Here is a 12761-nt window from a genome sequence, read left to right on the forward strand (position 1 = left end):
TCGGGAAATATCAACGACAAAAAAGGGGAACTGACATGACAAACAATTCAGAGATGAGCGACACCAGGAAACACGCCATCGAGACACTGTCCGCCAGGGCGGTGCGCGGCGAGATCTCGCGCCGGCAGTTCACGCAGTTGGCCGCACTCGTGCTGGCCGGCCCGCCGATGCTGGTGCGCTCGACCGGCGCCTTCGCGCAAGCCAAGGAACTGGTGCTGGTCAACTGGGGCGGCGACGCCATCACCGCCTATGACGCGGCCTATGGCCAGGCGTTCACCAAGGAGACCGGCATCACCGTCAAGATGGACGGCTCCGGTCCGACCGAGGGTGCGATCGCCGCACAGTTCAAGAGCGGCGCTCCGACCTGGGACCTGGTCGACGTCGACCCGTTCTCGGCGATCACGCTCGGCGCGCAGGGCATGCTCGAGCCGATCGACTATTCGATCGTCGACAAGAACAAGATGCGGCCTGGCTTCGGCTGGGAGCACGCCGCCTCGACCTATTTCTTCTCCTATGTCATCGCCTACGATTCCGAGAAATTCGGCAGCCAGGCACCGACCGGCATGGCCGACTTCTTCGACGTGGCAAAATTCCCCGGCAAGCGCTCCCTCTACAAATGGGGCGTGTCGAGCTGGGAAGCGGCACTGCTCGCCGACGGCATCGCGCCGGCCTCGCTCTACCCGCTCGATCTCAAGCGCGCGCACGACAAGATCGCCGCCTTCAAGGAGAATGTCGTTGCCTATTGGGGCGGCGGCGCCGAGAGCCAGAGCGTGCTGCTCGACGGCGAGGCTTCGATGGCGATCGTCTGGTCGACCCGAGCCTCGCTGATCGAGCAGGATTCCGGCGGCAAGATCAAATTCATTTGGGACCAGGGCCTGATCTCGCCCGGCGCGCTCGCCGTGCTCAAGGGCAATCCCGGCGGCAAGGACGCGGCGATGAAGTTCATTGCCAGCGCCCAGGATCCGGAGAAGCAACTGATCATGTTCGACAAGCTCGGCCAGGGCCCGGCCAATCCGGCCACCGACGCGCTGATCCCCGCCGACAAGAAGCGCATCAACCCGGTCGACCCCGAAAACATGAAGAAGCAGATCCCGCTCGACATGGAGTGGTACGCCAAGAACTACGGGGCCGCACTCGACGAATACACGAAGATCATCTCCGCCTGATAGACCGGGATAACCGGAGCCGAGATGAAAGCATATCTCTCCGACAGGATGGGCGCGGCGCTGTTGATGGCGCCGCTGCTGCTGTTCCTTGGCGCCGCCTACGCCTGGCCATTCTTCGGCGTCGTCAATTGGAGCTTCACCCTGCCCGAGCCGGGGCTCGGGCAATATGGCACGCTGCTTAGCGACCCGCTGGTGCAGTCGGTGTTTGTCCGCACGCTGCGCATCGCTGCGATCGTCACGATTGTTTCGGTTGCCGCCGCCTACGCCATCACCGTGGTCTGGGTGCGCGGCACGCCGGCGCAGCGGGTGATCGCCGAGTTCTGCATCCTGGTGCCATTCTGGATCTCGGTGCTGACGCGCGCCTTCGGCTGGGTGGCGCTGCTTTCCAATCGCGGCCTGTTCAACACCTGGCTGCAGGCGATCGGCTTCATCTCGGAACCGCTGACGCTGGTGCGCAACGAATTCGGCGTCATCGTCGGCATGACCCATTTCCTCATTCCTTTCGCCGTGTTTCCACTGGCGTCCTCGATGCGCAGCCTCGACGACCGCGTGCTGCTGGCGGCGCGCGGGCTCGGCTCCAGCCGCATGCGCACCTTCTGGTCGGTGTTCGTGCCGATGACCCGCTCCGGCATCATCGGCTCGGCGCTCATCGTCTTCGTGTTTTCGCTCGGCTTCTTCGTGACGCCGGCGATCCTTGGCGGCGGCCGCAGCGTGATGGTCGCCGAGCTGATCTATCTGCGCATCTTCCAGAGCCCGGATTGGGGGCTGGGGGCGGCGATCAGCGTCGTGCTGGTGCTGTTCGTCGGTACGCTGATGGCGCTGCTGTTCCGCTATGTCAGACCGAAGCAGCTGATCTGATGCCGACCTACCGCCCCGGCCCCGTCTCGCTGATCCTCGCTGCACTGGTAGCGCTGTTCCTGCTGTTGCCGCTGCTCGCCGTCATCCCGGTGTCGCTAACGCCGACCCGCATGCTGGCGATGCCGTCCGGCGAATTGTCGCTGCGCCACTACCGGGCGCTGATCGAGGATCCGCGCTGGATCAATTCGATCCTGCTCTCGATCAGGATCGGCGTCGTCAGCAGCGCCTTTTCCACCGTGCTGGCCCTGTGCTTCAGCCTCGGTGTGTGGATGTTCCAGCCGCGCTTCACCGCCGCGCTGGTCGGCTTCGTGCTGCTGCCGATGGTGGTGCCGCCGGTGGTTTCGGCGATCACGCTCTACTTCCTGCTGACCTCGATCTCCGGCGTCTCTTCGTTCTTCGGCTACGACACCTGGCTCGGTGTCGCCATGGCGCATGCTGTGATGACGGTGCCCTTCGCCACGGTGCTGATCCTGGTGTCGCTCAGCCAGCTCGACCGGCGCATCGACCTTGCCGCGCGCGGTCTCGGCGCCACCGTGTGGGAACGCGCCACCCGCATCATCATGCCCAACATCAAATTCGGCATCGTCACTGCCGCCCTGCTGTCCTTCGTGCTGTCCTGGGAAGAGATCGGCGTCACCCTGTTCATCACCTCCGTAAACGCCATCACGCTGCCCAGGCTGATGTGGATGGGCCTGCGCGACAACATCGACCCGGCGATCGCCGCCCTCTCGGTGATCCTGATCATCATCACGGTGCTGGTGCTGGCGGCGCGCAGTGCCGTGGTCAGGCTGCGCGCGGGGCAGTAGGGCGTCCGAAGCGGAGCGCATATCCCGCTCGATAGTTGGCGGGACAGCGCCCCCCTCTGGCCTGCCGGCCATCTCCCCCACTTGGGGGGAGATCGGCAGCTTTCGGCGACGGCTCCCTCCTTCGGCGGTAGTGATTGGCGAAAGCGGAGATGACGGCCAATCTCCCCCCAAGTGGGGGAGATGTCCGGCAGGACAGAGGGGGGCGCGAAGGATTGCCAACCTTTGAAAGCTTCTTCTACCCCATGGCGTGGCGGATCGACTTGGACAGACGGCTCAGGAATGCCGGTCTAGACGATGCGTCGAGCTTCCACGACAGCACCGCCGTCGCCAGTTTCCGCGGCAGCACCCCGACCGACAGGAACCAGGCGGCAAGGACGGCGCGCCGGCGCAGCGACGCGGTCATTTCGAGGCTGGCGACGGCGCCCGCCGCCCCAAGCGCCAGCCGGGAATCATTGGCCACGGGGTGCCGGCGCCTGTCCGCGCACAGCGACGCCAGCCGCTCTTCCAGGTGGACCGGATCGTGGCGGACAGCCTCCGACGGAACGATGGTCAGGCCGATCCCGGAGGCTTGGTCCGACAGCGCCTGCATGCGGCGGAAGTCGTGGGTTACCCGCCAGCGTGCCCGCTCGGCGAGCTTTTCACCGAACACCGAATGGTTGGCGCCGTGGATCCGGTAGGCGCCGACGCATTCGTCGATGGACCGGACGTGTCCGTACATGGGCGCCAGCGTTACAAGGTAGCCATCGGCGCCCTGGCGGAACTCCGCCTCCGGTATAGGCATGATCGATTCGAGGGTTGTGCGATCAAAGGCCAGCCCGCTGGTCACAGTCGTCTGATAGCGGCCCTTGTGCAGGAGTTTCGGCATGACGTCACCGCTGTCGAAGGGCAGTTCGGGCGGCGGAAAGACGTCCTTGATGCGTTGTCGTTCGTCGACGATATGCAGCCTTGATTGCACCTGGGCGGTTGCCGCGTCCCAGGTGTCGACGATCCTGGAAACGGCGGTCGGATAAAGAAAATCGTCGGCGTCGAGGAACAGGACGATCTTGCCCGAGCTTGCCGCGAACCCGGTGTTGAACGCCGCCGCATGCCCGCCATTTTGCGCGCGCGGGCAGGCGAGGATCCTGTCCCCATATGATTTCATGATTGTCGTGGAATTGTCCTGCGAGGCATCATCGACGACGATGACTTCGACATCCGCGTAGTCCTGCTCGAGGGCGCTATCGATGCTGCGTTTGAGGAAACGCGCGTAATTGTAGTTCGGAATGATGATGGATACCGGAATCCTCGGGACAGACTGCATCGCATTTGACCTCGCATCTTGCTTTGGTTTCAGCAAACCCGCGCGCGGGCCTGGTTCCTCCTCAAGCGCGTCCCACGAATTCCTGGGAGAAGGCTCGCGCCTTTCGTCAGGACGGGTCACGTCTCTTGCTTTGCGACTTCATGCTGAGGCCGCCATTGCCTTCAAGAGCTGCCGCCGAGATCATGGTCGACGGCAGCAAGGGCTCCGACGGTTCGGCTCGGATGACACGACAACCGAGCCTGACGGAAAGGCTTGGGTCGCGATCAGGTCGGGACCGAAGCGGACAGGCACCTTGAAGGCATGGCGGATACTGGCCTTCAAATGCGGCTGGAGCAAGCCCCACGCCAAGACCAAAGGCTCACAAGCCTGTTACGTCTCAGGCGGCATGCAGCGTTGGAATGGCGCTGACATCCACTTCGCGCTCCGCGTGCCAGGCATCATACGCGGCCGCGACCATCGGCTTACAAGGCCAATCGTCTTTTCCCGGAGCCGGCGAACCGGCTCCGGGCCGTATGGGGGCAGGCCTGATCAGTCACGCGGCCTGCAGCCCCGGCAGCGACAGATCGGCTTCCTCCGGCAAGTCGCCGGCCATCGCGGCAGCGAACCTGGTCTGGTCGAGTTCCCCTTCCCAGCGCGCCACGACCACGGTCGCCACCGCATTGCCGATGAAGTTGGTCAGCGCCCGGCATTCCGACATGAAGCGGTCGACGCCGAGGATCAGCGCCATGCCGGCGACCGGCACTGCCGGCACGACCGAGAGCGTCGCGGCCAGCGTGATGAAGCCGGCGCCGGTAATGCCGGCGGCGCCCTTGGAACTCAGCATGGCGACGGCGAGCAGCAGGATCTGGTCGCCGAGGGTGAGCGGCGTGTCGGTCGCCTGGGCGATGAACAGCGCGGCCAGCGTCATGTAGATATTGGTGCCGTCGAGGTTGAAGGAATAGCCAGTCGGGACGACCAGCCCGACCACCGAGCGGTTGCAGCCGGCGCGCTCCATCTTGGCCATCAGGCCCGGCAGTGCCGCTTCCGAGGACGAGGTGCCGAGCACCAGCAGCAGCTCTTCCTTGACGTAGCGGATCAGCGCCAGGATCGAGAAGCCGTTGTAGCGGGCGACCGCGCCCAGCACCACCAGCACGAACAGCAGCGACGTCAGGTAGAATGTGCCGATCAGCATGGCGAGGTTGGCGATCGAGCCGATGCCGTATTTGCCGATGGTGAAGGCCATGGCGCCGAAAGCGCCGATCGGCGCGGCCTTCATCAGGATGGCGACGAGGCGGAAGATCGGCGTGGTCAATGCCTGCAGGAAATCGACGACCGGGCGGCCGCGATCGCCGACCGCGGCAAGAGCGAGCCCGAACAGCACCGAAAAGAACAGCACCTGCAGGATGTCGCCCTTTGCGAAAGCTCCGGTGATCGTGTCGGGGATGATGTTCATCAGGAAACCGACGATGCTGGTGTCGTGCGCTTTTTCGGTGTAGGTCGCCACCTTTGTGGCATCGAGCGTGGCCGGATCGATATGCATGCCGGCGCCCGGCTGGACGACGTTCGAGACTACGAGGCCGACGACAAGCGCCAGCGTCGAGAATGCCAGGAAGTAGATCATCGCCTTGCCGGCGACGCGGCCCACCTTCTGCAGATCGGAAACGCCGGCGATGCCGGTCGCCACCGTCAGGAAGATCACCGGCGCGATCACCATCTTCACCAGCTTGATGAAAGCGTCGCCGAACGGCTTCATCGCTTCGCCGGTTTCGGGATAGAAGTGGCCGAGCAGCACGCCGGCGGCGATCGCCGCCAGCACCTGCACATAGAGATGCCGGTAGAACGGAAGTTTGCCGCGCGGCGCGGCGGCAGCGAATGCTGTCTGCATGACGTCCTCCATTGTGCTCCGATCGAAAGCTCGACCTCCCGGAGCGTTTGCATTTGACCCAGCAGCCTCGCGACCGCTGAAGTCGTGTTTGCAACTGCCGTGCCAAGTGCGCGGAAAAGAGCCTCTCCCTTTGATTTTATTGAGTATTCCAGAACTGGTTGTTCGTCTCGCACACACACAAAGTGCGGATGTTCGCATGGTCGAATTGTGCTTTGTGCGAAATCATGCACAAATGGGCGATGCTGCAACGACCCGCCGCTGCCTTGCCGTCGACGCCCGAGCAACTCGGCAGGCGAGCGCGCCGTGCCTGGCTGCTGTTTGCGGTAATCGCCCTTGCGACGGCCACGGCCGCACTTTACGGCGCCGGTCTCTATGGCCGCATCACCGAGCTCGGGACACTGACGGCGCAGGGCCGCACCGACGCCAATCTGAAGGTCGCGCTATTGCGCGCCGTTCTGGAAAGCCCGCGCGCCCTGCCCCTGCTTTTGTCGGAAGACCAGCAGGTGCGCGACGCGCTGGCGCAGAAAAGTGCTGCTGCAATCGATGTGCTGAATCGCAAGCTTGAAGGGCTGGTCTCCGGCACCAAGGCCTCGGTGCTCTATGTCATCGGCAGCGACGGACTGGCGATCGCCTCCAGCAACTGGCGCGACCCGATCAGCTTTGTCGGCAACGACTACCGGTTCCGCGACTATTTCTCCGCAGCGATGCAATCTGGAACCGCCGAATATTTCGCGCTCGGCAATGTCAGCAAACGCCCAGGCCTCTACATCTCGCGACGCGTCGGCGATGCTGCCGCACCGCTCGGCGTCGTCGTCGTCAAGGCGGAGTTCGATCAGCTCGAAGCCGACTGGCACGAGGTGAACCGCCCGGCCTATGTCAGCGACGAGCGCGGTATCGTCCTGATCACCAGCGTGCGGTCCTGGCGCTTCATGACGACGGCGCCGCTTGCCGGGCCTGATCGTGCCGCGATCCAGAACAGCCAGCAGTTCGGCGATGCACCGCTGATGCCGTTGCCGATCACGCGCCCGCAGGCGCTCAGCCCGGACACATCCATCGTCCACGCGGTGACGCCCGGCGGCAGCGACGCGGAATATCTGAGACTTTCAGCCCCGGTTCCTTCGACCCCCTGGCGCCTCGACTATCTCGTCCCGGCCGAGGCGCCGATCGCCGCCGCGGCCCGTGAAATGCGGCTCCTTGCGCTCGGCGTCTTGGTCCCGTTGCTCGGCCTTGCTGCGTATCTGTTGTGGCGCCGGCAGTCGGGACAAATGCGGATCGCCGCCGAACAGGCGGCGCGCACCGAACTCGAGCGCCGCGTCGTCGAACGAACCGAGGATCTGAGCCGTGCCCGCGATCGGCTGCAGGCGGAGATATCAGACCATCGCAGCACGGAAGCCAAGCTGCAGGTGGTGCAGCAGGATCTGGTCCAGGCCAACCGCCTCGCCATCCTCGGCCAGGTCGCCGCCGGCGTCGCCCATGAGATCAACCAGCCGGTTGCCACCATACGCGCCTATGCCGACAACGCCCGCGTCTTCCTCGACAGGAAGCAGACCGCGCCCGCCGAGGAAAACCTCGGCGCCATCGCAGCATTGACCGAGCGCATCGGCACCATCACCGAAGAATTGAAGGCCTTTGCCCGCAAGGGCCGCACCGCCGCCGAGCCTGTCGCATTGCGCGGTGTCATCGAGGGCGCCGTCGTGCTGTTGAGAAGCCGCTTTGCCGGCCGGCTCGACGCACTGGCGATCGACCTGCCACCGCCGAGCCTCAAGGTCATGGGCAACCGGGTCCGGCTCGAACAGGTGCTGATCAACCTCTTCCAGAACGCGCTTGAAGCGCTGGACGGCCGCAACGACGCTCATGTGCGGGTTTCGGTCGAGGAGACCGCGGACGGCGTGATGGTCGGCGTGTCCGATAACGGGCCTGGCATTCCGCCAGGGATTCTCAAATCGCTGTTCACGCCGTTCAATACATCCAAGGAAAAAGGCCTCGGTCTTGGCCTTGTCATCTCGAAGGATATCGTCGCCGACTACGGCGGATGCATCGAGGTTTCGAGCGACGGCAGCGGCACCCGCTTCGCCATCCATCTCTTGAAAGCAGCATAGTGGCCAAGGCAGCATGACGAACGACGACGCAGCGCCGGTCATCTTGGTCGATGACGACAGCGATCTCCTCAAGGCTACCGCGCAGACGCTGGAGCTTGCCGGCTTTTCGGTCTCGGCTTTTTCGGTGGCGGCCGAGGCGCTGGCCAGGCTCGACACCGGTTTTGCCGGCGTGGTGGTGTCGGATATCCGCATGCCTGAGATTGACGGCTTGCAGCTTTTCAACCGCATCCTGCGGCTGGACCCGGACATCCCGGTCATCCTCGTCACCGGGCATGGCGACATCGCGGTTGCCGTCAAGGCGATCAAGGACGGTGCCTACGACTTCATCACAAAACCCTTCGCCGCCGACCGGCTGGTGCAGAGCGTGCGCCGCGCCGCGGAAAAGCGCCGCCTAGTGATGGAGAACCGCGCCTTGCGCGAGGCGGCCGGAGAGGCGCAGGACGGCCTGCCGCTGATCGGCCAGACGCCGGCGATGGAAAGGCTGCGCCGCACGCTGCGCCAGATCGCCGACACCGATGTCGACGTGCTGGTGACCGGCGAAACCGGTTCCGGCAAGGAAGTGGTGGCCAGCCTTTTGCATCGCTGGAGTCGCCGCGCCAAGGGCAATTTCGTCGCGCTGAATTGCGGCACGCTGCCCGAGACGGTCATCGAGAGCGAATTGTTCGGCCACGAGGCCGGCGCCTTCACCGGGGCGCAGAAGAAGCGGATCGGCCGTATCGAGCACGCCAGCGGCGGCACGCTGTTCCTCGATGAGATCGAAAGCATGCCGGTCTCGACACAGGTGCAGATGCTGCGCGTGCTGGAAATGCGCGAGGTCACCCCGCTTGGCACCAACGAAATGCGGCCGGTCGACCTGCGCGTCGTTGCGGCCGCCAAGGTCGATCTCGGCGATCCGCGCCAGCGCGGCGCTTTCCGCGAGGATCTCTATTACCGGCTCAACGTGGTGACGATCTCCATTCCGCCGCTGCGCGAGCGCCGCGACGACGTCGCCCTGCTGTTCTTCTACTTCGCCGAGCGCGCCGCCGCCCGCTTCCGGCGTCCGCTGCCGGCGGTGCCGGCCGCGGTGCACCGCCATCTGAGCGACCATGACTGGCCTGGCAATGTACGCGAGCTCGCGCATTTCGCCGAACGCTTCGTGCTTGGACTGGAAGAAGACGCAGGAGTGGCATCCCCTGCCCCAGCCCAGCCGGATGCCGCCATGAAACTGCCGGAACGGCTGGAGCGCTACGAGGCCGACATCATCCGCGAGACGCTTAACCGCAACGAGGGCGACGTCAGGCGCACGATCGAAGCGCTGGGGATTCCGCGCAAGACCTTTTATGACAAGCTGCAGCGCCACGGCATCGTGCGCAGCGAGTTTTCGAGGTAAGGGGGTGCCGGCAGGCGGGCGCTGCCCAGGGGGCGGCCAGATCATCCCTGCCCGTTCGGCGCCACTCGATGACCGGTTCACGGGCGCAACCAGTGATTGCTCTCTGAAATCGGTTGATTAGAATGCGGCCACGCGTCGCTTGCGGCGCCAGGGCTTCGATTGCTGGGGTGGTGAAATTGGTTCGACTGTGGCTCAAGTCTTCGGGGTGGGCGCTGACCGCCGCAATCGTCCTGACGGTTTCGACCTTCCCGGCCTTCGCAGCCAGCAGCGATTGCGTCAGCGATGACGAGGTCGAGCCGACCGTGCGGATCGCCGCCTGCACGCGCATGATCGAGGATACGACGGAGCCGGCCGACGATCGACAAACCGCGTATGGCAAGCGTGGCAACGCTCTGGTGGAACTTGGTGACCACGACCGCGCCATGGCCGATTTTGATCAGGCGATCAGCCTCGATCCGAACCAGGCCAGAGGCTACAATGGTCGAGGCTGGGTCTGGTTCAGCAGGGGCGACTATGACCGCGCTATTGCAGACTACAACACTGCGATCAAGCTCGAACCGAAAAAGGCCGCGATCTATGTCAATCGAGGACTTGTCTGGAAAAGCAAGGGCGACCTCGACCGTGCTATGGCCGATTTTGACCAGGCGACCCGTCTCGATCCGAAGCTCGCCAGTGCCTACATCGGTAGAGGCATAGCGGGGGCCGGAAGGGGGACAATGACCTCGCCATGGCCGATTTCAACCAGGCGATCAGCCTCAATCCCAAAAATGTGGATGCCTACAACAGTCGAGGCGTCGTGTGGGCCAGGAAGGGTGACTTTGACCGTGCCATCGCCGACCATAGTCAAGCGATTGCCCTCGATCCCAAGAATACGCTCGCATATTCTAACCGAGGCCTCTCTTGGGCCGCCAAGGGCAACGAGGCGCTTGCGATAGCCGATTGCTCACACGCAATCAGCCTCAGCCCGAACGTCGGCCACACCTATGGAGACCGGGGGCTCGTGGAGTTGCTTTTCGGCTTGCTTGCGAAAGCACAGGCCGACATCGAAAAAGCTGCGGCGCTCGAGCCTGGAAATGCCTACCTCGCGATCTGGAGGCACATCCTGGAGCGCAGCAGTGGCGATGACGGCCATTTGCGCGAAGCAGCCAAAACGCTCGACATGACGAACTGGCCGGCACCGGTAGTGCATATGTTTCTTGGTGAACAAACCCCCGCCGAGGTACTGGCAGCGGCTGGCGGAGCGAGCATGGCCACGAAAATCGTACAGCGCTGTGAGGCGAATTTTTTCGTCGCCGAGTTCAACCGACTACAGGGACACACCGAAGGCGCATTGCCGCTTTACCGGCGCGCGGCCAGCGAATGCCCTCAGGACCACATCGAGCGCCATCTCGCCGCCGCCAGATTACGTGCGCTGGACGTTATGCCGTGACAGAAGAATGAGTCCCAGCCGAGACTTGGGATCGGAAAGACAGACGCATCTCCTGCAAGGCGCGCAAGCGCATTGAAGTCCGGGCCGTGGTGCTTGCCCGGCACATTCTGTCACATTGGTTCAGGCTTGGCCGCCCATCTGTCAGGATGATCGCGCGACCAATTACAGTCTTCGCGGCCCTGCGCTAGACTGAGCAACCGCAACCGGGCGCACGTCCATGATTGTCCAGACCTGCATCAATGGCGCGCGCAGCGCCGATTTCCATCCGCAGCTGCCGCTTGACGCAGACGCCATGGCGCGTGACGGCGCGTCCTGCGTGGCCGCCGGTGCGGCCGAGCTGCATGTCCATGCACGCGGGCTCGACGGCCGCGAAAGCCTTGCCCCGGCGACAATGGACCGTACCATCCTGACGCTGCGCCGCGCCTGCCCGGGAACGCTGATTGGCGTGTCGACCGGCGCCTGGATCGAGAATGATGACGAGCGCACACTTGCGGCGATCGCCGGCTGGAGCGAATTGCCCGACTATGCGTCGGTCAATCTGAGCGAGAAGGCCGCGCCCGAGATCATGCAAAGCCTGCGGCAGCGCGGCATCGGCATCGAGGCCGGGCTCGCCTCCGTCGCTGATGCCGAGCGCCTGGTCCGCCTCGACCATGGCAACCAGGTGCTGCGCATCCTGATCGAGATTTCCGAGCAGGAATTGGACGAGGCGCTGGAAGCCTGCGACGGCATCGTGGCGGTGCTCGACCACGCAGGGGTGCGTCGCGCCATCCTGCTGCACGGCGCCGACGCCACGGTATGGCCGTTCGTGCGCAGGGCGGCGGAGCGCAACTGGTCGACGCGCGTCGGGCTGGAGGACGGCAAGCAGCTTCCGGACGGCACTACGGCATCAGGCAATGCCGCACTGACGGCTGCTGCGGTTGCGATTTTCCGGGCCGGTCGTTGATTCATCCCGTAGGCTTCGGGCGCCTTGCCGATCTTCTCGGGATGCTGCGTCAGGCCACGTCCCGCAAAGTCGAACGCGGCGTAGCCGATTTCGCGGTTGCGCGATCCTCGTGAAGCGCGAACCCTGCTGCGCCCGGGTCGCCCAGCTCAGAGCGGAGCTGCATGCTCGGGATGTGGTAGTCGCCGCCATTCTGCTGCCGGTAGGGAATGGGCCGGGTTGTCTCGAGCGTCCGCATCCTTTCGCGCAGACGCTCAGCGACAGGCTCGAAATCGGCCTCGCCAAAACGATCCACTCTGTAGACGACGAACGGCGGAAGCACGTCGTAGCCCGGATAGTAAAGGATCCCGTGATTGATCGGGAACAGCAGGTCGTCGATCGGGCCGTTGACGCCGCGGGCGGAGTAATGCTCCTCCCAGCCGCCGGCGGTCACGATCAGCATCGCGCGCTTGCCGGCGAGCGTTCCCTCGCCAAAGCGGTCACCCCACCGCTTGTCGCTATGCTCGCCGACGCCATAGGCGAAGCCGTAGGCGTACACCCGATCGACCCAGCCCTTGAGGATTGCCGGCATGGCGTACCACCACAGCGGGAACTGGAGGATCAGCGTGTCGGCCCACAGCAGCTTGTCGATCTCTGCTTTAACATCTTCGGTTAGCGTGTTGGTCGCAAAAGCTTTTTTGGATGCTACAGCCGGCAGGAAGCGTTCTTCGGGCGGCCACGACGGAAAGTCGGCACGGTCCACCTCGGATTTCCAGCCATCGGCATAGAGGTCCGATATCAGCACTTCATGGCCCTGGGCCTCGAGTTCCCTGATGGCGACGTCACGCAGTGCGCCGTTGAGCGAACGCGGTTCAGGATGAGCAAAAACAAGCAGGACTTTCATGGGGCCACTCCGAAGAAGGATGATGGCACTGAAGGTAGCTAGGCCGG

At 64.2% G+C, this 12761-nt stretch carries 9 protein-coding genes and 2 pseudogenes; 8 read left to right on the forward strand and 3 right to left on the reverse strand.

From position 1 onward, the window contains the following. Window positions 1-53: 53 nt before the first annotated feature. The 3 genes from AC0L2B_RS08605 to AC0L2B_RS08615 are packed head-to-tail and all read left to right on the forward strand — an operon-like array spanning window position 54 to window position 2830. Entirely contained in the window at window positions 54-1166 is a 1113-nt protein-coding gene (locus AC0L2B_RS08605; RefSeq protein WP_473744985.1) for an ABC transporter substrate-binding protein, read from the forward strand. Between the two features lie 24 nt (window positions 1167-1190). Then, entirely contained in the window at window positions 1191-2024 is an 834-nt protein-coding gene (locus AC0L2B_RS08610; protein ID WP_023799168.1) for an ABC transporter permease, read from the forward strand. Then, window positions 2024-2830 carry an ABC transporter permease gene (locus AC0L2B_RS08615; protein WP_023799169.1) on the forward strand — a complete coding sequence of 269 codons (807 nt, stop codon included), beginning with the start codon at window positions 2024-2026 and terminating at the stop codon, window positions 2828-2830. The genes AC0L2B_RS08610 and AC0L2B_RS08615 overlap by 1 nt, the downstream gene beginning before the upstream one ends. A 235-nt stretch (window positions 2831-3065) precedes the next feature. Here AC0L2B_RS08615 and AC0L2B_RS08620 read toward each other — a convergent pair whose 3' ends face one another. Together AC0L2B_RS08620 and AC0L2B_RS08625 are read right to left on the reverse strand one after the other, a co-directional pair. Next, window positions 3066-4130: a glycosyltransferase family 2 protein gene (locus AC0L2B_RS08620; RefSeq protein WP_473510469.1), complete on the reverse strand. Its 1065-nt coding sequence runs from the start codon at window positions 4128-4130 to the stop codon at window positions 3066-3068. A 532-nt stretch (window positions 4131-4662) separates the two neighbouring features. Then, the gene (locus AC0L2B_RS08625; protein ID WP_027155097.1) at window positions 4663-5994 is read right to left on the reverse strand and encodes a dicarboxylate/amino acid:cation symporter; all 1332 of its coding nucleotides are present in this window, start codon (window positions 5992-5994) and stop codon (window positions 4663-4665) included. 239 nt (window positions 5995-6233) lie between these two features. On the opposite strand from AC0L2B_RS08625, the gene AC0L2B_RS08630 reads away from it, so the two are divergent. From AC0L2B_RS08630 to AC0L2B_RS08650, 5 genes and pseudogenes are all read left to right on the forward strand, one after another. Further along, window positions 6234-8093 carry a sensor histidine kinase gene (locus tag AC0L2B_RS08630; RefSeq protein ID WP_473520866.1) on the forward strand — a complete coding sequence of 620 codons (1860 nt, stop codon included), beginning with the start codon at window positions 6234-6236 and terminating at the stop codon, window positions 8091-8093. Window positions 8094-8106: 13 nt separating this feature from the next. Continuing rightward, window positions 8107-9462, forward strand: a complete 1356-nt coding sequence (locus tag AC0L2B_RS08635) for a sigma-54-dependent transcriptional regulator (RefSeq protein ID WP_473744949.1) — start codon at window positions 8107-8109, stop codon at window positions 9460-9462. A 326-nt stretch (window positions 9463-9788) separates the two neighbouring features. After that, window positions 9789-10115: pseudogene (locus tag AC0L2B_RS08640) on the forward strand (tetratricopeptide repeat protein); the annotation flags it as partial. Between the two features lie 56 nt (window positions 10116-10171). After that, window positions 10172-10891 (forward strand): annotated as a pseudogene (locus AC0L2B_RS08645) (tetratricopeptide repeat protein); the annotation flags it as partial. Between the two features lie 217 nt (window positions 10892-11108). Next, on the forward strand, window positions 11109-11834 hold the full coding sequence (locus AC0L2B_RS08650; protein WP_473744951.1) for a 3-keto-5-aminohexanoate cleavage protein: 726 nt from the start codon (window positions 11109-11111) through the stop codon (window positions 11832-11834). Between the two features lie 49 nt (window positions 11835-11883). Here the strand turns inward: AC0L2B_RS08650 and AC0L2B_RS08655 are convergent, their stop codons facing one another. Next, window positions 11884-12714 (reverse strand): NAD(P)H-dependent oxidoreductase, encoded by an 831-nt coding sequence (locus tag AC0L2B_RS08655; protein WP_473744952.1) that lies wholly within the window; start codon window positions 12712-12714, stop codon window positions 11884-11886. Between the last annotated feature and the right edge of the window lie 47 nt (window positions 12715-12761).

Source organism: Mesorhizobium sp. WSM4815 (genome assembly GCF_055811575.1).